This is a genomic window from Brevundimonas sp. (assembly GCF_046295075.1).
GTDB lineage: Bacteria > Pseudomonadota > Alphaproteobacteria > Caulobacterales > Caulobacteraceae > Brevundimonas.
Genome location: NZ_JBKBOC010000005.1, coordinates 61,562 through 78,060, shown reverse-complemented (window position 1 = coordinate 78,060; position 16,499 = coordinate 61,562). Strand labels below are relative to the sequence as shown.

20 protein-coding genes are annotated in these 16,499 nt (G+C 65.3%); 13 read left to right on the top strand and 7 right to left on the bottom strand.

Annotated features, from left to right (window positions below; all coding sequences use genetic code 11):
• The first annotated feature begins 71 nt into the window (after positions 1 to 71).
• From rpmF to lpdA, 10 genes are all read left to right on the top strand, one after another.
• Positions 72 to 254 carry a 50S ribosomal protein L32 gene (rpmF, locus tag ACK4MH_RS06090; RefSeq protein WP_026108365.1) on the top strand — a complete coding sequence of 61 codons (183 nt, stop codon included), beginning with the start codon at positions 72 to 74 and terminating at the stop codon, positions 252 to 254.
• A gap of 109 nt (positions 255 to 363) precedes the next feature.
• On the top strand, positions 364 to 981 hold the full coding sequence (locus tag ACK4MH_RS06085) for a hypothetical protein (protein ID WP_409716160.1): 618 nt from the start codon (positions 364 to 366) through the stop codon (positions 979 to 981).
• A gap of 89 nt (positions 982 to 1,070) precedes the next feature.
• Complete coding sequence (gene eno, locus ACK4MH_RS06080; RefSeq protein WP_409716158.1) at positions 1,071 to 2,348, top strand: phosphopyruvate hydratase; 1,278 nt, start codon at positions 1,071 to 1,073, stop codon at positions 2,346 to 2,348.
• Between the two features lie 137 nt (positions 2,349 to 2,485).
• Complete coding sequence (locus ACK4MH_RS06075) at positions 2,486 to 2,785, top strand: FtsB family cell division protein (RefSeq protein ID WP_409716355.1); 300 nt, start codon at positions 2,486 to 2,488, stop codon at positions 2,783 to 2,785.
• A gap of 133 nt (positions 2,786 to 2,918) precedes the next feature.
• Positions 2,919 to 3,947 carry a pyruvate dehydrogenase (acetyl-transferring) E1 component subunit alpha gene (pdhA, locus tag ACK4MH_RS06070; protein WP_135195511.1) on the top strand — a complete coding sequence of 343 codons (1,029 nt, stop codon included), beginning with the start codon at positions 2,919 to 2,921 and terminating at the stop codon, positions 3,945 to 3,947.
• A 3-nt stretch (positions 3,948 to 3,950) separates the two neighbouring features.
• Positions 3,951 to 5,330: a pyruvate dehydrogenase complex E1 component subunit beta gene (locus ACK4MH_RS06065; protein WP_409716153.1), complete on the top strand. Its 1,380-nt coding sequence runs from the start codon at positions 3,951 to 3,953 to the stop codon at positions 5,328 to 5,330.
• Positions 5,327 to 5,644 (top strand): DUF5076 domain-containing protein, encoded by a 318-nt coding sequence (locus tag ACK4MH_RS06060; RefSeq protein ID WP_409716150.1) that lies wholly within the window; start codon positions 5,327 to 5,329, stop codon positions 5,642 to 5,644. The genes ACK4MH_RS06065 and ACK4MH_RS06060 overlap by 4 nt, the downstream gene beginning before the upstream one ends.
• Positions 5,644 to 6,945 (top strand): pyruvate dehydrogenase complex dihydrolipoamide acetyltransferase, encoded by a 1,302-nt coding sequence (locus ACK4MH_RS06055; RefSeq protein WP_409716147.1) that lies wholly within the window; start codon positions 5,644 to 5,646, stop codon positions 6,943 to 6,945. Before ACK4MH_RS06060 ends, ACK4MH_RS06055 begins: the two co-directional genes overlap by 1 nt.
• 15 nt (positions 6,946 to 6,960) lie before the next feature.
• Positions 6,961 to 7,440, top strand: coding sequence for a glutathione peroxidase (locus ACK4MH_RS06050; RefSeq protein ID WP_409716144.1), 480 nt, complete (start codon positions 6,961 to 6,963; stop codon positions 7,438 to 7,440).
• A gap of 2 nt (positions 7,441 to 7,442) precedes the next feature.
• The gene (gene lpdA / locus ACK4MH_RS06045; protein WP_409716141.1) at positions 7,443 to 8,849 is read left to right on the top strand and encodes a dihydrolipoyl dehydrogenase; all 1,407 of its coding nucleotides are present in this window, start codon (positions 7,443 to 7,445) and stop codon (positions 8,847 to 8,849) included.
• Positions 8,850 to 8,908: 59 nt separating this feature from the next.
• Here lpdA and ACK4MH_RS06040 read toward each other — a convergent pair whose 3' ends face one another.
• From ACK4MH_RS06040 to ACK4MH_RS06020, 5 genes are all read right to left on the bottom strand, one after another.
• A complete protein-coding gene (locus ACK4MH_RS06040; protein WP_409716138.1) occupies positions 8,909 to 9,091 on the bottom strand; it encodes a DUF3606 domain-containing protein in 183 nt (60 codons plus the stop codon).
• A 33-nt stretch (positions 9,092 to 9,124) separates the two neighbouring features.
• Positions 9,125 to 11,479 carry an ATP-dependent helicase gene (locus ACK4MH_RS06035; RefSeq protein WP_409716136.1) on the bottom strand — a complete coding sequence of 785 codons (2,355 nt, stop codon included), beginning with the start codon at positions 11,477 to 11,479 and terminating at the stop codon, positions 9,125 to 9,127.
• Between the two features lie 332 nt (positions 11,480 to 11,811).
• Positions 11,812 to 12,531 carry an SIMPL domain-containing protein gene (locus ACK4MH_RS06030; protein ID WP_409716133.1) on the bottom strand — a complete coding sequence of 240 codons (720 nt, stop codon included), beginning with the start codon at positions 12,529 to 12,531 and terminating at the stop codon, positions 11,812 to 11,814.
• 24 nt (positions 12,532 to 12,555) lie between these two features.
• The gene (locus ACK4MH_RS06025) at positions 12,556 to 12,780 is read right to left on the bottom strand and encodes a ribbon-helix-helix domain-containing protein (protein ID WP_135195521.1); all 225 of its coding nucleotides are present in this window, start codon (positions 12,778 to 12,780) and stop codon (positions 12,556 to 12,558) included.
• Positions 12,777 to 13,184 carry a YbaY family lipoprotein gene (locus tag ACK4MH_RS06020; protein WP_409716130.1) on the bottom strand — a complete coding sequence of 136 codons (408 nt, stop codon included), beginning with the start codon at positions 13,182 to 13,184 and terminating at the stop codon, positions 12,777 to 12,779. Before ACK4MH_RS06020 ends, ACK4MH_RS06025 begins: the two co-directional genes overlap by 4 nt.
• 105 nt (positions 13,185 to 13,289) lie before the next feature.
• Here ACK4MH_RS06020 and ACK4MH_RS06015 point away from each other — a divergent pair, with 105 nt between their 5' ends.
• Complete coding sequence (locus tag ACK4MH_RS06015; RefSeq protein ID WP_409716127.1) at positions 13,290 to 14,174, top strand: DMT family transporter; 885 nt, start codon at positions 13,290 to 13,292, stop codon at positions 14,172 to 14,174.
• Between the two features lie 4 nt (positions 14,175 to 14,178).
• On the opposite strand, the gene ACK4MH_RS06010 is transcribed toward ACK4MH_RS06015, so the two are convergent.
• Positions 14,179 to 14,367 carry a DUF4169 family protein gene (locus tag ACK4MH_RS06010; RefSeq protein ID WP_409716124.1) on the bottom strand — a complete coding sequence of 63 codons (189 nt, stop codon included), beginning with the start codon at positions 14,365 to 14,367 and terminating at the stop codon, positions 14,179 to 14,181.
• Positions 14,368 to 14,369: 2 nt separating this feature from the next.
• Positions 14,370 to 15,617, bottom strand: coding sequence for a patatin-like phospholipase family protein (locus ACK4MH_RS06005; protein WP_409716121.1), 1,248 nt, complete (start codon positions 15,615 to 15,617; stop codon positions 14,370 to 14,372).
• Positions 15,618 to 15,768: 151 nt separating this feature from the next.
• On the opposite strand from ACK4MH_RS06005, the gene ACK4MH_RS06000 reads away from it, so the two are divergent.
• Entirely contained in the window at positions 15,769 to 16,008 is a 240-nt protein-coding gene (locus tag ACK4MH_RS06000; RefSeq protein WP_409716118.1) for a DUF2171 domain-containing protein, read from the top strand.
• A gap of 101 nt (positions 16,009 to 16,109) precedes the next feature.
• A complete protein-coding gene (locus ACK4MH_RS05995; RefSeq protein WP_409716115.1) occupies positions 16,110 to 16,496 on the top strand; it encodes a YccF domain-containing protein in 387 nt (128 codons plus the stop codon).
• The last annotated feature ends 3 nt before the right edge of the window (positions 16,497 to 16,499 follow it).

Here is a 16,499-nt window from a genome sequence, read left to right as displayed (position 1 = left end):
GCCGCTATCGTTTTCGCGCTTGATCAGGCTTCGGCTCTGGGCGGCGCCCGACTTAGAAGATTGAGACGGACATGGCCGTTCCGAAGCGGAAAGTATCCCCCTCGCGTCGCAACATGCGCCGCGCCCACGACGCCCTGACCTCGAACGTCTATGTCGAGGACAAGGACACCGGCGAGCTGAAGCGCCCGCACCACATCGACCTGAAGACCGGCACCTATCGCGGTCGCCAGGTCATCACGCCGAAAGAAGACTAGTCTTCGACTTGCGCCCGGCTACGGCCGGATGACGATTTTAACGGCGCGCGGTGACCCGCGCGCCGTTTTCGTGCGTTCAATGCGGTGAAGCTTCCTCTGGAGACGCCGCATGATGATTCGTTTCACCGCCGTCAGCGCCTGCGCGCTGCTGACGCTCGCCGCCTGTGACCGCCAGAAACAGCCTGCCGCTCCGGCTCCCGTGACCGCTGCGCCGGCTGTGGAGACGCCCGCAGCGCCCGCTGCAGACCCCAACGCCCTGACGGCCGAAGGGCTGGGCCCCGTACGAATCGGTATGACGCGCGCCGAGCTGGTGACGGCCTGGGGTGATGATTCTCAGCCGAACGCCGTCGGCGGCGCCGATCCGGAGGCCTGCGACGAGTTCCATCCGGCCAATGCGCCGGCGGACGTGCGGATCATGATCCAGAACGGCGTCCTGACGCGAATCACTCTGGCGCGCGGTGCGGCGACCAAGACCGATCGTGGATTTGGCGTCGGCGACGCCGCCATGGCGATCAAACAGGCTTATGGCGGCGCCCTCTTCGCCCAGCCGCACAAGTACCAGGATGCGCCGGCCGAAGATCTGTTCGTCTGGTCGCGTGGCGGCTCGACGTCCTATGTCACCGATCCGGCGGCGCGCGGCGTGCGCTACGAAATCGGCAGCGACGGCAAGGTGATGATGGTTCACGCCGGCGACCCGTCGATCCAACTGGTCGAGGGCTGTTCCTGACGCCAGGCGACGATGTCGGCATTGGCGTTTTGCGGGGAGGCGGCTAAACCGTCGAACCTCCCTTGCCCCTTGAGCCAAAGAGCCGAGCCATGACCGACATCGCCGACATCGTCGCCCGCCAGATCCTCGACAGCCGCGGCAATCCGACGGTGGAAGTCGATGTCACGCTGGAAGACGGCTCCTTTGGCCGGGCCGCCGTCCCGTCGGGCGCCTCGACCGGCGCACACGAAGCCGTCGAACTGCGTGACGGCGACAAGGATATGTGGGGCGGCAAGGGCGTGCAGAAGGCGGTCGACGCCGTCAACGGCGAGATCTTCGACGCCCTGTCCGGCATGGACGCCGAGCAGCAGCGCCGCATCGACGAGGCGATGATCGATCTGGACGGCACGCCCAACAAGGCGCGTCTCGGCGCCAACGCCATCCTTGGCGTGTCGCTGGCCGTCGCCAAGGCCAGCGCACTGTCGGCCAATCAGGAGCTCTATCGCTACCTGGGCGGCGTTTCGGCCCGTGTCCTGCCGACCCCGATGATGAACATCATCAACGGCGGCGCACACGCCGACAATCCGATCGACATTCAGGAGTTCATGATCCTGCCGACCGGCGCGGAGACCTTCTCGGACGCCGTGCGCATGGGCGCCGAAATCTTCCACGCCCTGAAGAAGCAGCTGAAGGACGCCGGTCACAACACCAACGTCGGCGACGAGGGCGGCTTCGCCCCGAACCTGGCCTCGGCCGACGAAGCGCTCAGCTTCATCACCAAGGCGGGGCAGGCGGCCGGCTATCTGGCGGGCGAGGACTTCCATCTGGGCCTGGATGTCGCCTCGACCGAGTTCTTCAAGGACGGCAAATACATCATGACGGGCGAGGGCAAGACCGTAGATTCCGACGGTATGGCCGCCTATCTGGTCGATCTGTGCGAGCGTTTCCCGATCGTCTCGATCGAGGACGGCATGGCCGAGGACGACTTCGACGGCTGGCGGTTGCTGACCGAACGCCTGGGCGACCGGGTCCAACTGGTCGGCGACGACCTGTTCGTGACCAACCCGGCGCGTCTGGCCGCCGGCATCGGCGAAGGCCTGGCCAACTCGATCCTGATCAAGGTCAACCAGATCGGCACCCTGTCCGAGACGCTGGACGCCGTCGATATGGCCCACCGCGCAGGCTACACCGCCGTGATGAGCCACCGCTCGGGCGAGACCGAGGACTACACCATCGCCGACCTGGCCGTCGCCACCAACTGCGGGCAGATCAAGACCGGCTCGCTGGCGCGTTCGGACCGGGTGGCGAAATACAACCAGCTGCTGCGCATCGAAGAGATGCTGGGTGACCAGGGCGTCTATTTCGGCGACGGCATGCTGCTGAAGTAAGAACTGAATTGTCGGCGGAGAATCAGTGTTCTCCGCCGATTATCTTACGGTCAAGCTACATTTCGTTAGGCATTTTCGAGCACAGTCCATGAACTGTGTTTTCGCGCTCAGAAGGAGCGTTTTAAGTGCCCGAACGGATGAAACCTTACCGCCTGTCCTTCGCCCTGTTGTTGTTGCTTGCCTATCTTGGGGTGCAAGCGCTGACGGGCGAGCGCGGCTTGCTGAGCGGCTCTTCCCGCGATGCCCTGCTGGGGCAGCGTGAGGACCAATTGGCGCATCTGACCGAACAGCGTCGCGACCTTGAGACGCGCGTTCGCTATCTGCGCACCGACAGTCTGTCCCGTGATCTTCTGGAAGAGCGCGCGCGCGCCGTCTTGGGCTTCTCGGACCCCCGCGACTATGTGATCCGCGTGCAAGGCCCCGCCGTTCAAGGGTGAAAACCCTCGCCACTTGAACTATTGTTACAGGGCGGCTCCCACCCCTTTGCGTTCCGGGAAGGAAGGCTGCTAAAGCCCCTTTCCGTAACGATAAGAAGGCGTCGGTTCTCGACGCCTAGCCGGGAGATACCGGATGGCGAAAGCCCCAGCCAAATCCGCTCAGACGACTTCGCCTGACAAACTGCCCAACACGCCGACGGCGTCCAAGGAGGACCTGCTTCGCTTCTATCGCGAGATGGTCCTGATCCGTCGCTTCGAAGAGCGTGCAGGCCAGCTCTACGGCATGGGGCTGATCGGCGGCTTCTGCCACCTGTACATCGGCCAAGAAGCCGTGGCCGTCGGCGTTCAGGAGAGCGTCAAACAGGGTCACGACAAGATCATCACCGGCTACCGTGACCACGGCCATATGCTGGCCGCCGGCATGGATCCCAAGGAAGTCATGGCCGAGCTGACCGGCCGCAGCGGCGGCTCGTCCAAGGGCAAGGGCGGTTCGATGCACATGTTCGACGTGCCGACCGGCTTCTACGGCGGTCACGGCATCGTCGGCGCCCAGGTGGCGCTGGGCACCGGACTGGCCTTCGCCGGCAAATATCGCGGCGACGATTCGGTGGCCTTCGTCTATTTCGGCGACGGCGCCTCGAACCAGGGTCAGGTCTACGAGAGCTTCAACATGGCCCAGCTGTGGAAGCTGCCGGCCATCTACATCATCGAGAACAACCAGTACGCCATGGGCACGAGCATCGAACGCTCGTCGTCCACGACCGAACTGTATCAGCGCGGCGCCAGCTTCGGCATTCCGGGCGAACAGGTGGACGGCATGGACGTGCTGGCCGTGCGCGACGCCACGGCGCGTGCAGTCAAGCGCGCCCGCGAAGGCGGCGGTCCCTTCATTCTGGAAGTGAAGACCTATCGCTATCGCGGTCACTCGATGTCCGACCCGGCGAAATACCGGACCAAGGAAGAGGTGGACGAGGTCAAGAAGACCCGTGACCCGATCGATCACCTGAAGATGCTGCTGTCGGCCGCCAACGCGACCGAGGACGAGCTCAAGGCCATCGATACCGAAATTAAGGCGATCGTCGCCGAAGCTGTTCAATTCGCCCAAGAGAGCCCGGAACCCGATCCGTCCGAGCTCTACACCGACGTCTACGTGGAGGCCTGATCCGTGACCGACATTCTGATGCCGGCGCTGTCCCCCACGATGGAAGAGGGCACGCTGACCAAATGGCACATCAAGGCAGGCGACACGGTGTCGGCCGGCCAGGTGATCGCCGAGATCGAGACCGATAAGGCCACGATGGAAGTCGAGGCCGTGGATGAAGGCGAAGTGCTGGAAATCCTGGTCGCCGAAGGTTCGGAGAACGTGAAGGTCAATACGCCCATCGCGCGTCTGGCTGGCGAAGACGGCGCAGCCGCGCCGGCGCCCAAGGCTGAATCGACCAAGGCCGAGGCCGATGCGCCCAAGGCGACGGCCGAAGGCAAGACGGGCGATCCCGAAAAGGCTCCGGCCCAGACCTCGACCCCCAAGGTCGAGCTGCGCGACCCGGAAATCCCGGCCGACGCCAAACTGGTCAAGACGACGGTGCGCGACGCCCTGCGCGACGCCATGGCCGAAGAGATGCGTCGTGACGATCGCGTCTTCCTGATCGGCGAGGAAGTCGCCCAGTACCAGGGCGCCTACAAGGTCAGCCGCGACCTGCTGCAGGAGTTCGGCGACCAGCGCGTCGTCGACACCCCGATCACCGAGCACGGCTTCGCCGGCCTGGGTGTCGGCGCCGCCATGTCGGGCCTGAAGCCGATCGTCGAGTTCATGACGTTCAACTTCGCCATGCAGGCGATCGACCACATCATCAACTCGGCCGCCAAGACGCTGTATATGTCGGGCGGTCAGATCCGCGCGCCTATCGTGTTCCGCGGCCCGAATGGCGCCGCCTCGCGCGTCGGCGCCCAGCACAGCCAGGACTATTCGGCCTGGTATGCCCAGGTTCCGGGTCTGAAGGTCATTGCGCCCTATGATGCAGCCGATGCCAAGGGCCTGCTGAAAGCTGCGATCCGCGACCCGAACCCCGTCGTCTTCCTCGAACACGAGATGATGTACGGCCTGGAGTTCGACGTGCCGGACGTCGAGGATTATGTCTTGCCCATCGGCAAGGCCAAGGTCCGTCGCGAAGGCAAGGACGTCACCATCACGGCCCACAGCCGCATGGTCGGCTTCGCCCTTCAGGCCGCCGAGAAGCTGGCTGAAGAGGGCATCGAGTGCGAGGTCGTCGACCTGCGCACCCTGCGTCCGCTGGACACCGACACCATCGTCGAGAGCGTCAAGAAGACCAGCCGTCTGATCTCGGCCGAAGAGGGTTGGGGTCCGATGGGCGTCGGCGCCGAGGTCGTGGCCCGCGTCATCGAACACGCCTTCGACTATCTGGACGCCCCACCGTTGCGGGTGCACCAGGAAGACGTGCCGCTGCCCTACGCCGCCAACCTGGAAGTGCTGTCGCTGCCGGGCGTGGACAAGATCATCGCGGCCGTGAAGCAGGTGATGGCATGACCGAAGGTTCGGAATTCATGCTGGTGACGCCCGAGAGCGTTGCTGCTGATCCCGACGCGATCGAAGTCCTGCGTATGTGGTGGTCGAAGAACGAACCGGTGATGTCGGTGAAGCCTGCCTTCAACGACCCGATCCAGTTCGGCCACATGCTGGCCTATGCCGCGCGTCATATGGCGCACGGCTATGCCGTTCGTCACAACCATGATGAAACTGCGGCCTACAACCGCATCCTCGAAGGCGTCAGCGAAGTGGTGAAGGCGGCGAACGTCCGAACCGTCGCGGAGCCGACCACCAATACCGGGGGGAACGCCTGATGACCGATATCCTGATGCCCGCCCTGTCTCCGACCATGGAGGAGGGCGTTCTGGCCAAGTGGCACGTCAAGGTCGGAGACGTCGTCTCGGCCGGCGACGTGATCGCCGAGATCGAAACTGACAAGGCCACGATGGAAGTCGAGGCCGTGGATGAGGGTGAGATCACCGACATCCTGGTCGCCGAAGGCTCGGAAGGCGTTAAGGTCAATACGCCCATCGCCCGCCTGAAGGATGAAGGCGGAACCGCCGCGCCCAAGGCAGCGGAAAAGCCCGCCGCCAAGGCCGAGGAAGCGCCGAAGGCCGAAGCCTCTCCCACCGCTGAGGCGCCCAAGGCTGCTGCTGCTGCCGTTCCGGCGCCCGCTGCGCCGAAGTCCGAAAACGGCGAGCGCATCTTCTCGTCGCCCCTGGCGCGTCGCATCGCCGCCCAGAACGGCGTCGATCTGAAGTCGATCAAGGGCACCGGCCCGCACGGCCGCATCGTCAAGCGTGACGTCGAGGGCGCGCCGAAGGGCGCCGCTCAACCTGCCGCCTCGACGGCGACCGCCGCCGCCGCGACCTCGGGCATCGAACCGCGCAAGGCTCAGTCCTTGGCCCAGATGGGCATACCGGACGGCAGCTACGACCTGATTCCGCTGGACGGGATGAAGAAGGCCGTGGCGCGTCGCATGGTCGACAGCATACAGAACGTCCCGCACTTCCCCCTGTTCATCGACGTCGAGATCGACCAGCTGATGGCCGTCCGCGCGAAGGTGAACAAGATGCTGGAGCCGCAGGGCATCAAGGTTTCGGTCAACGACTTCGTCATCAAGGCTGCGGCCCTGGCGCTGAAGATGGTGCCGGAGGCGAACGCCTCCTACACGCCCGAAGGCATCGCCATGCACCACAACGCCGACGTCTCAATGGCTGTGGCCATCGACGGCGGCCTGATCACTCCGATCATCAAGAAGGCCGAGACAAAGGGCCTGGCGCAGATTGCGACCGAGTCCAAGGATCTGGCCAAGCGCGCCCGCGAACGCAAACTGAAGCCGGAGGAGTTCCAGGGCGGCACCTTCTCGGTGTCCAACCTGGGCATGTTCGGCATCAAACAGTTCACCTCGATCATCAACGAGCCCCAGGGCTGTATCATGAGCGTGGGCGCGGGCGAGCAGCGCGCGGTCGTCAAGAACGGCCAGGTCGTTGCGGCCACCGTGATGACCGTGACTCTGACCTGCGATCACCGCGTGGTGGACGGCGCAACCGGCGCCCGCTTCTTGCAGGCGTTCAAGCCGCTGATCGAAGATCCCGTCGCGATGCTGGCGTAAGGGGAGGGTGAGGTCATGACCTCGGTCTATGACTTCTCCGCCCGCGCCATCGACGGCACGGAGGTTTCGCTGGACCGTTTTCGCGGTCAGGCGCTGCTGATCGTCAATACGGCGTCCAAGTGCGGTTTCACCGGCCAATATGATGGGCTGGAAAAGCTGCACCGAACGTTCGCCGACCAGCCGTTCGAGGTGCTGGGCTTTCCCTGCAACCAGTTCGGCGAGCAGGAGCCGGGCAGGGCGGCGGAGATCGCCGCCTTCTGCGCCACCAGTTTCGACGTGACCTTCCCCCTGTTCGACAAGGTGGAGGTCAATGGACCGAACCGGCATCCGCTCTACGCCTGGTTGACGCAACAGAAGCGGGGCTTCCTTGGCTCGCAATCCATCAAGTGGAACTTCACCAAGTTCCTGACCGACCGCGAGGGCAGGGTGGTCGCCCGTTACGCCCCGCAAACAGAACCCGAGGCCATCAAGGCCGACATCGAGAAGTTGATCTGATCATGGCTGCTGAATTCGATCTCGTCGTCATCGGCTCGGGCCCCGGCGGTTACGTCGCGGCCATCCGCGCCAGCCAACTGGGCCTCAAGGTCGCGATCATCGAGCGCGAAAACCTGGGCGGCATCTGCCTGAACTGGGGCTGTATCCCGACCAAGGCGCTGCTGAAGTCCGGCGAGAAATTCGAAAGCCTGAGCCATCTGAAGGAATACGGCCTGTCCACCTCGGGCGCGTCGTTCGACTTCGACGCCATCATCCAGCGCTCGCGCGGCGTCGCCAAACAGCTGAATCAGGGCGTCGGCTTCCTGATGAAGAAGAACAAGATCGAGGTGATCGAAGGTTCGGCCAAGCTGGAGAAGGGCGCCACCGCGCCCAAGGTCGTCGTCGATCTGAAGGCGGGCGGTTCGCGCACCCTGGAGGCCAAGTCGGTGATGCTGGCCGTCGGCGCCCGCGCCCGCGCCTTGCCGCAGATCGGTCTGGAAGCCGACGGCGACCGGATTTGGGCCTACCGCGAGGCCATGGCGCCGAAGTTCCTGCCCAAGTCGATCGTCGTCATCGGCTCGGGCGCCATCGGCATCGAGTTCGGCAGCTTCTATCGCGCCCTGGGCTGCGACGTGACCGTGGTCGAGGCCGTAGACCGCGTCATGCCGGTTGAGGACGAGGAGGTCTCCAAGGCCGCCCAGAAGTCGTTCGAGAAGCGCGGCATGAAGTTCAAGCTGGGCGCTAAGGTCACGAAGGTGAGCAAGGACGCCAAGGGCGTGAAGGTCGCCGTCGAGATCGGCGGCAAGGCCGAGACCCTGGAGGCTGAAGTTTGCATCTCGGCCGTCGGCATCACCGCCAACACCGACGGCATCGGCCTGGAGGCCCTGGGTCTGGAAATGGACCGCGGCCACGTCAAGATCGACGGCCACTGCCAGACCAACGTCAAGGGCCTGTACGCCATCGGCGACTGCGCCGGCGCGCCCTGGCTGGCGCACAAGGCGTCGCATGAAGGCATCCACGCCGCCGAGTTCATCGCCGGGTTCAAGACGCCCAACGTCCATTCGCCCATCGCCGGCTGCACCTACGCCCAGCCGCAAGTCGCCTCGGTCGGCGTCACCGAACAGGCCGCCCGCGCCGAGAAGCGCGAGGTCAAGATCGGCCGCTTCCCGTTCCGCGTGAACGGCAAGGCCATCGCCTCGGGCGACACCGACGGCTTCGTCAAGGTGATCTTCGACGCCAAGACCGGCGCCCTGATCGGCGCCCACATGATCGGCCACGAAGTGACCGAGATGATCCAGGGCTATGTCACCGCCATCACGATGGAGGCGACGGAAGAAGACATCCACGGCATCGTCTATCCGCACCCGACCATGTCGGAAGCCATGCACGAGGCGGCGCTGGACGTCTACGGCCGGGTGATCCACATCTGAGTCAGAGACTGAAACGGCCCCGGAGCGATCCGGGGCCGTTTTTCGTGCAGCGGGGAGGCTCAGCGCTTCTTGCCCAACTCCGCCGCGATGTCCTTGGTCATGCGACCGACCTTGCGGTGGGCGGCGGTGATCTGGTCGCGTGTCACGCCCCAGCGTTTCATCCAGTATTCGACCGACTGCCGTTCCGACAGGTCGATGCGTTCCTTGTCGATGAAGCCGCGCTTGTCCTTGAGGCCAGCCATAGTCGGCTCCGTCTGCTGAGATTGAAGTTGGAGTTAGGCCTTCTCGACGAAGCTGTCGATCACGCGCTTCTCGCCGGCCTTCTCGAAATCGACCAGCAGTTTGTTGCCCTCGATGATGCGGACGTTGCCGTAGCCGAACTTCTGATGGAAGACGCGTTCGCCCTTTTTCCAGCCGGAACTCGACTTGGGATCGCCCGTGGCGATCAGGCGGCCGTCGCCCTCGATCACGGCCTTGCGGGCCGGGATCTTGTTCGGGGTCTGGGCGGCGGTGAAGGATTGGGCGCGTTTCCAGCCGGGGGAGGAATAGCCGCTGCCGAACGAGGGCGCGTCGTCCCAGCGGCTCTTGGCCTCTTTCATACCGGCCGAGGCGCCGTAGTAGCCGGTGTCGGACTGGGGATCGACGTGGGCGATGGGCAGTTCGTCGACGAAGCGGCTGGGCAGTTGCGAAGTCCAGCGGCCATAGACCAGGCGGTTGGCCGCGAACGAGATGCGCGCGTCCTGTTTGGCGCGGGTGACGCCGACATAGGCCAGACGGCGTTCCTCCTCCAAGCCCTTTTCGCCCTTTTCGTCGATGCTGCGCTGGCTGGGGAAGACGCCTTCCTCCCAGCCGGGCAGGAAGACCAGTGGGAACTCCAGCCCCTTGGCGCCGTGCAAGGTCATGATCTGAACCGCCCCGTCGCCATTGGGATCGTCGCTGGTCGCGCGCTCCAGGTCCATGACCAGGGAGACGTGTTCCAGATAGGCCTGCAGCGTCTCAAACTGCTGCATCGACTGGGTCAGTTCCTTCAGGTTGTCCAACCGGGTCTGGCCGCTGGTCCGGTCGGCCTTTTGCATGTCGGTGTAGCCGCTTTCTTCCAGCACCGTCTCCATGACCTGCCAGTGGGGCGTGGTCTCGGACAGGGCGCGCCAGCGGTCGACGTCACGCACGAAGTTGGACAGGGCGGTGCGGGTGCGGGCCTGAAGCTCGTCGGTGTTGATCAGTCCGCGCACGGCGGTCAGGGCGGACAGGCCGTGCTGGCGGGCGAGTTGCAGAACCTTCTGCACGCTAGTGTCGCCGATGCCGCGCTTGGGCACATTGACGATCCGTTCGAAGGCTAGGTCGTCGTCCTCGGACTGGATCAGCCGCATATAGGCGTGGGCGTCGCGGATCTCGGCCCGTTCGAAGAAGCGCGGGCCGCCGATGACGGCGTAGGGGATGGCCAGCATGACCAGCCGCTCTTCGAACGCCCGCATCTGGAACGAGGCGCGGACCAGGATGGCCATGTCCTTGTATTTCAGTCCCGGCTCGCCGGCGTGGGGACGGCGCGCGGTCTCGATCTCGTCGGCGATCAGCCGGGCCTCGGCCTCGCCGTCCCAGACGCCGCGCACCCGCACCTTGTCGCCGCTGTCGTCTTCGGTCCACAGGGTCTTGCCCAGGCGGTCGCGATTGGCGGCGATCAGGCCCGAGGCCGCGCCCAGGATATGGCTGGTCGAGCGATAGTTCCGCTCCAGCTTGACGATCTTGGCGCCGGGGAAGTCGCGCTCGAAGCGCAGGATGTTGTCCACCTCGGCCCCGCGCCAGCCATAGATCGACTGGTCGTCGTCGCCGACGCAGCAGACATTGCCGGTCGAGGCTGTCAGCAGCCGTAGCCACAGATACTGGGCGACATTGGTGTCCTGATATTCGTCGACCAGGATGTAGCGGAAGCGGCGGCGGTATTCCTCGGCCAGGTCCGCGTGCTGCGACAGGATGGCGATGTTGTGCAGCAGCAGGTCGCCGAAGTCGCAGGCGTTCAGGCTACGCAGGCGCGCCTGATAGGCGGCGTACAAGCCCTGGCCCTTGCCGTTGGCGAAATCCTCGCCGGGCGGCAGTTTCTCTGGCGTCCAGCCGCGGTTCTTCCAGTGGTCGATCAGGCCGCTGAGCGACTTGGGTGTCCAGCGCTTGGTGTCGATATTGGCGGCTTCCAGCAGCTGTTTCAGCACCCGTTCCTGGTCGTCCGTGTCCAGGATGGTGAAGCTGGATTTCAGGCCCACCAGTTCGGCGTGACGGCGCAGGATCTGGGCGGCGACCGAGTGGAAGGTGCCCAACCAGCGCAGGCCCTCGGCCGACGGACCGATCAGGTGGGTGATCCGCTCGCGCATCTCGCGCGCGGCCTTGTTGGTGAATGTGACGGTCAGCATTTCCCACGGCTTGGCCCGGCCGGTCGCCAGGATGTGCGCCAGTCGCGTGGTCAGCACCCGCGTCTTGCCGGTGCCGGCGCCGGCGAGGACCAGAACCGGCCCTTCGGTCGTCTCCACCGCTTCACGCTGTTCGGGGTTCAGGCCCGCCAGGTAGTCGCGCGACGCCTCACCCTCGGGCGCGCGGGCTCGCGCCAGGTCGGAAATGCGGGGGGCGGGGAGATCGGTCACAGGCGCAGAAACATCCGTCAGTCAGATTCGAAACCGGAGCATAAGGAGACCGCGCGGCAATGTCAGGGCGGACGCCACAATGAAACCTCGGAACCGGCAGGGCGACGGCAGGTTCCTAGGTGCGATGCAGCGAAACACGGACACGAGGAAGGCGGCGTCAGACCGCAAACGGCAGGGCAAGACGTCCGGTTGGCTGGCCTTCGTTCTGGGGATGGCCGGGATGTTCGTGATCATGGCGGTATGGGTCGCCCTGGTCGAAATGGGCCAAGACCCACACGCCGACGTCGAATTCATCGGGCGACCGCAATCCGCCGACGCGGGCTCTCGCGAGACTACTTCAGACTATAGGTGATGGTCGTGACGACCCTGACCTTCTTGTCGATGGACGCGGCCTCGTCGCCGCCTGAGCCATCACGCGGCAGGATTTCGAACGAGCCCTGGGTCGCCTGACGGATAGGGCCCAGCGGCGTGCCGCTGTCCTTGGCGAACTGTTCCGCGCCGGTGCGCGCCGCCGCCGTGCCCTCGGCGATCATCTGCGGCCGCACGTCGTTCAGCTTTGTGAAGATGTAGGATGGTCCCTGGAAGTCCTGAAGCACCACGTCCTGACGCACCAGGTCGTTGAGCAGCCGCGTCGTGGCCTGAACCCGCGCCACATCGTTGGTTCGCACGATCACCGTCTGGGCCAGGATGAAGCGGGGACCGCCATTCTGTGCGGCGTATTCGCGCGACCGTGTGTCCGCGACCTCCAGCCGGCCCAGTTCGATGGTCTCGGCAGGATAGCCCTGGGCGGCCAGGAAGCGCCGTACAAGCGCAAGGTCGCCGTCGATCTTGGTCTGCACTTCCGACAGAACATCGCCCGATGCGGTGAAGCGCAGCGGCAGGACGGCGAGGTCGGCCTTCACATTGCGTTCGGACAGGCCGCGCACCGTCACCGTGCGGTCGCCTGCACGCGCATGGATGACGCCCTGACCGATCAGGGCGCCGGCCCCGATGAAGCCGAGGGCCAGAAGGCCGCCCATCACGGCGGCGGGGATCAGACGATTGTCGGTCATGACGCGGTCTCCATTCGGCTGACGCTACGCCTGTCGTCCATGATCCGCCACCCAGTCCAGGGCCAGCAGACGACAGGCGGAGGCGAGGGGGCGGCGGCCGCGATTGGCGTCGATCTCGGCCAGAAGCTGAGCCTTGCTGAGTTCACGTGCGGCGGCGATCCGGTCCAGCACGGCCCAGAACTCGGGCTCCAGCGCGACTGAGGTGGCATGGCCCGCCAGGGCGACCGAGCGTTTGCTCAGGCTGCTCAACGCGCGGACTTCAACACGATCTCGGCCGAGGCCGGTGCGTCGTGGGTCAGGATCGCGTGACGGGTGTCTGTGACGAAGACCAGGGCGCCGGCAGCGTCGCGGATTTCGGCGCGGGCGGCATAGGTGTGGCGCGGATCGATCTGAGATGTCGGGAAGCCCAGGGTGACGCGATAGGGCGGGGCGCCGGTCAGCGGCTCGCTGGCCTCGGCCAGCACCTGGGCCGGGGCGTCGGCCAGGCTGACATCCTCGACCTTGACCGTCAGGACATGGCCGGGCGGCAGCATGATCCGCTCGCGATAGGTGGCGGTCACGTTCACGACGGTCGTTCCCGTCGTCATTTCCGGTGCGGTCGCGCAGGCGGCCATGACCAGGGCGGCGGGCAGGATCAGGGGGGCGTTTCGCATGACGATCTCCTTTGTCGGGCCAGTGTGTCACACTCCGGCGCAAGACGTGAGCGGCGCCGCCGGCTTTGCGATGATAAGCGAACTGTCCGCCGCCGGAGATCGACCTTGAGCCGCCCTTTCACGATCGCCGCCATCGCCATCTGCGCCCTGATCTGGGGCACGACCTGGTATGCGATCACCCTGCAACTGGGGCCGGTCGATTTGATCGTGTCCATCGTCTGGCGGTTCGGTCTGGCGTCGGCGGTGCTGTTCGCCTTCTGCGCCGTGACGCGACGGCCTTTGCGCCTGACCCGGCCCCAGCATCTGGCGGCCATCGGGCAGGGCGCCTTCGTCTTCGCGGTCAGCTATGGTTTCGTCTATGCGGCCGAGGGGCAGGTCGCGTCGGCTGTGGTTGCGGTGATCTTCTCCGCCCTGGCCTTCGTGAACCTGATCCTGTTCCGGCTGATGGGCGGACAGAAGGCGGCGCCTGCCGCGTGGATCGGCGCGATCCTGGGCGTCATGGGCGTGGGGGTGCTGTCGTTCGGTCAGATCACGGCGGCCGGCGCAGGCCTCAATCCCGGGCTGGGGGTCGTCTTCGCCCTGACCGCCGTCCTGGCGTCGGCGTTCGGCAACTGGTTCGCCTGGAAGGGACAGCAGGCCGGCGCGCCGGTGATGGCCGCCACGTCCTGGGCCATGGCCTATGGCACGGGGATGTTGGCGCTGTATGGCGTGGCGACCGGCGTGACGTGGCGGATCGAGCCGACGCCGCACTATGTGCTGTCGCTGCTCTATCTGTCGCTGTTCGGGTCGGTGATCGCGTTCGGCCTGTATTTCACCATCGCGCGTCAGCGTGGCTATGCCTTGGCCAGCTACATCTCGGCGCTGACGCCGCCCATCGCCATGCTGGTGTCGGTGATCTTCGAGGGCGCTCGCTTCGGGTGGAGCGCCCTGATCGGACTGGCGCTGGTGCTGGCGGGGCAGGTGATGCTGATCCGCGCGCCCAAGACCTGAAGCATCAGTTGTCCGACTTCGGATCACGTTTCTGACCGTCCAGCAGTTTGTCTGCCCGATGACGTTCCAGAGCGGTCAGCGCCTTGTCGGCCTTGGTTCGACCGTGGACGACGCGATTGGCGGCGGCTTGGGCCTTGTTCTCGGCCTTGGCCCGCGTCTTTCGCGCCCGGTTCAAATTGACGATCTCGCCCATGATCAGTTCTTCGGCGGCTCTGCCGGCGTTTCTGCCGGCGTGGGCGGCGGCGCCAGCACCGCAGGAACCTGCGAGTCCGAGATGGTCGTCTGGGGGATGAAGGGCTGGTTCGCCGGACGCTCGCCCAGCCGGGTCCAGGCGTCGGGGCCGAGCCCGCGCTGGCGACCCAGTTCGAACATGGCGGTCATGGTCTCCTGGTCGAACTTCAGGCTTGAGGCGGCGACATTGTCGGGAATGGCCGACAGGGCCATGTCCAGGCCGTTGCGTCGTGCGAAGGCCGCCGTCACCGCCAGATGGATGCGCAGCGACGACTTGCTCATGCTGTCATAGGTTCGCGCCAGGATGCCGGACAGACGGCCCGGCGTGACGCCGTCGTTGCGACCGACCTGACCGTTGACGATGACATAGAGGGCGCCGACACGCCCCTCGTCCTCGGGCCGGGTCCAGAGCATCAGGTCTTCCGGTATGGCGAGGAAGGGCGTGTTGACTCCGCCATCGACGTGCATTTCCAGCACGACCTTGTCGTCGTCCTGAAGCCCCGCGATCAGCACGGGCGGAAAGACGCCGGGGATGCTGGCGGACGCGACCAGAACCTCCTTGAACAGTTCGCGAGCATTGTCGTCGCCCTGGGCGGCCAGCAGACCCATGTCCCAGATGACGGTCTCCTCGCTGTCCAGATCCGTCGTGGCGACCAGCAGCCGACGACCCTTGGCGTTCTCGCGTGCGACGGCCTGCATCAGTTCGGGCGTGACGTTCTCGTCCACCAGGTTTCGCAGCGCCTGCGACGAGAACAGGCTGGGGTTCAGGAAGGCGGCGAAACTGCGCCAGCTCAGCAGATTGTTCGCTCCGCCGCTGGTGTAGGCGTGCTGAAGCTCGTCATCCCATTCCGAGCCCAGGAAGGCGAAGGGGGCGGCGAGGGCGCCGGTGCTGACGCCGGTCACCACGTCGAACACCGGACGATCTCCATGCTCGGTCCAGCCGACCAGCAGCCCGGCCCCATACGCGCCGTTGGCTCCGCCGCCGGACAGGGCCAGGATCGAGGTCGGATGATCGGGCCGCAACCGTTCGCCGATTTCTCGGGTGAAGGCCTGCAAGCGTGCGCTGTCGTTGGCGCGAATGCGGGGGTCCTCGGCCTTGATCAGCGTGCCGTCGGTGATCCTGAGCGGCCCGGTCGGCCGATCCAGGGTGCCGCACGCGGTCAGCGCCAAGGCCATGACGATGCCGAACAAGCCTGATCCGATCCGTCGCATGCGCTTGTATCCAACCATGTCTGGAGAAGTGCTCTCTACCGCGTCGCCATGGGGGCTGTCATCACATCAGAGAACAAGCGTCGCCGTTTGAAACCCGCCCTGACGCCGCGTGTTCTCACCGGCAGGACTAACCGAACTGTTGGAGACAGACATGGTCGACGTTTCGCTCATCAAGGAACATCTCGAAGTCGTAGGCTCGGACGGCGGCCATGTGGGGCGTGTCGATCACGTCCTGGGCAACCAGATCGAGCTGGCAAAGCTGGATTTCGCCGGCGGCTTCAAGCACCACCTGATCCCGGTCAGCTGGGTCGAGAAGGTCGATGACAAGCACGTCCACCTGAACCTGACCCAGGAAGACGCCAAGGCGCGCTGGACGGAAAAGCCGCACTGATCACGGCGACTTAACGCGAATTCATCGAAGGCCCCGCTGCACAAGCGGGGCCTTATCGCTATCTAGGAGGCGTCGCATGAGGCGGCGCTGGAGCTTCGACTTTGATCCGCCTGATCCTGAATATCCTCTGGCTCATCTTCGGCGGCTGGATTTCCGGCCTGCTGTGGCTGTTGGGCGGCGCGATCCTGGCGCTGACCGTCGTCGGCCTGCCGTGGACATTCGCGGCGTGGCGCATCGCCAGCTATTCCTTCTGGCCTTTCGGCCGTGAGGTCGTGTGGCAGGACGCCCATCCGGTGGCGGGCTGCCTGGGCGTCGTGCTGAACATCGTCTGGTTCGTCGTCGCCGGCTGGTACATCGCCCTGACGCATCTGCTGATCGCGGTCGTGGAGTTTGTCTCCATCATCGGCATTCCCTTCGCCCTGAAGGATCTGGAACTGGCCAAGTTGGCGCTGGCCCCGGTCGGCCGCACAATTCGCGACAAGGCTTGATCC

What these genes read in the sequence shown, in the direction of transcription:
- rpmF (WP_026108365.1), top strand. Translation starts at nt 72, where the DNA reads ATGGCCGTTCCGAAGCGGAAAGTATCCCCCTCGCGTCGCAACATGCGC.
- ACK4MH_RS06085 (WP_409716160.1), top strand. Translation starts at nt 364, where the DNA reads ATGATGATTCGTTTCACCGCCGTCAGCGCCTGCGCGCTGCTGACGCTC.
- eno (WP_409716158.1), top strand. Translation starts at nt 1,071, where the DNA reads ATGACCGACATCGCCGACATCGTCGCCCGCCAGATCCTCGACAGCCGC.
- ACK4MH_RS06075 (WP_409716355.1), top strand. Translation starts at nt 2,486, where the DNA reads ATGAAACCTTACCGCCTGTCCTTCGCCCTGTTGTTGTTGCTTGCCTAT.
- pdhA (WP_135195511.1), top strand. Translation starts at nt 2,919, where the DNA reads ATGGCGAAAGCCCCAGCCAAATCCGCTCAGACGACTTCGCCTGACAAA.
- ACK4MH_RS06060 (WP_409716150.1), top strand. Translation starts at nt 5,327, where the DNA reads ATGACCGAAGGTTCGGAATTCATGCTGGTGACGCCCGAGAGCGTTGCT.
- ACK4MH_RS06055 (WP_409716147.1), top strand. Translation starts at nt 5,644, where the DNA reads ATGACCGATATCCTGATGCCCGCCCTGTCTCCGACCATGGAGGAGGGC.
- ACK4MH_RS06050 (WP_409716144.1), top strand. Translation starts at nt 6,961, where the DNA reads ATGACCTCGGTCTATGACTTCTCCGCCCGCGCCATCGACGGCACGGAG.
- lpdA (WP_409716141.1), top strand. Translation starts at nt 7,443, where the DNA reads ATGGCTGCTGAATTCGATCTCGTCGTCATCGGCTCGGGCCCCGGCGGT.
- ACK4MH_RS06040 (WP_409716138.1), bottom strand. Translation starts at nt 9,091, where the DNA reads ATGGCTGGCCTCAAGGACAAGCGCGGCTTCATCGACAAGGAACGCATC.
- ACK4MH_RS06030 (WP_409716133.1), bottom strand. Translation starts at nt 12,531, where the DNA reads ATGACCGACAATCGTCTGATCCCCGCCGCCGTGATGGGCGGCCTTCTG.
- ACK4MH_RS06020 (WP_409716130.1), bottom strand. Translation starts at nt 13,184, where the DNA reads ATGCGAAACGCCCCCCTGATCCTGCCCGCCGCCCTGGTCATGGCCGCC.
- ACK4MH_RS06010 (WP_409716124.1), bottom strand. Translation starts at nt 14,367, where the DNA reads ATGGGCGAGATCGTCAATTTGAACCGGGCGCGAAAGACGCGGGCCAAG.
- ACK4MH_RS06005 (WP_409716121.1), bottom strand. Translation starts at nt 15,617, where the DNA reads ATGCGACGGATCGGATCAGGCTTGTTCGGCATCGTCATGGCCTTGGCG.
- ACK4MH_RS06000 (WP_409716118.1), top strand. Translation starts at nt 15,769, where the DNA reads ATGGTCGACGTTTCGCTCATCAAGGAACATCTCGAAGTCGTAGGCTCG.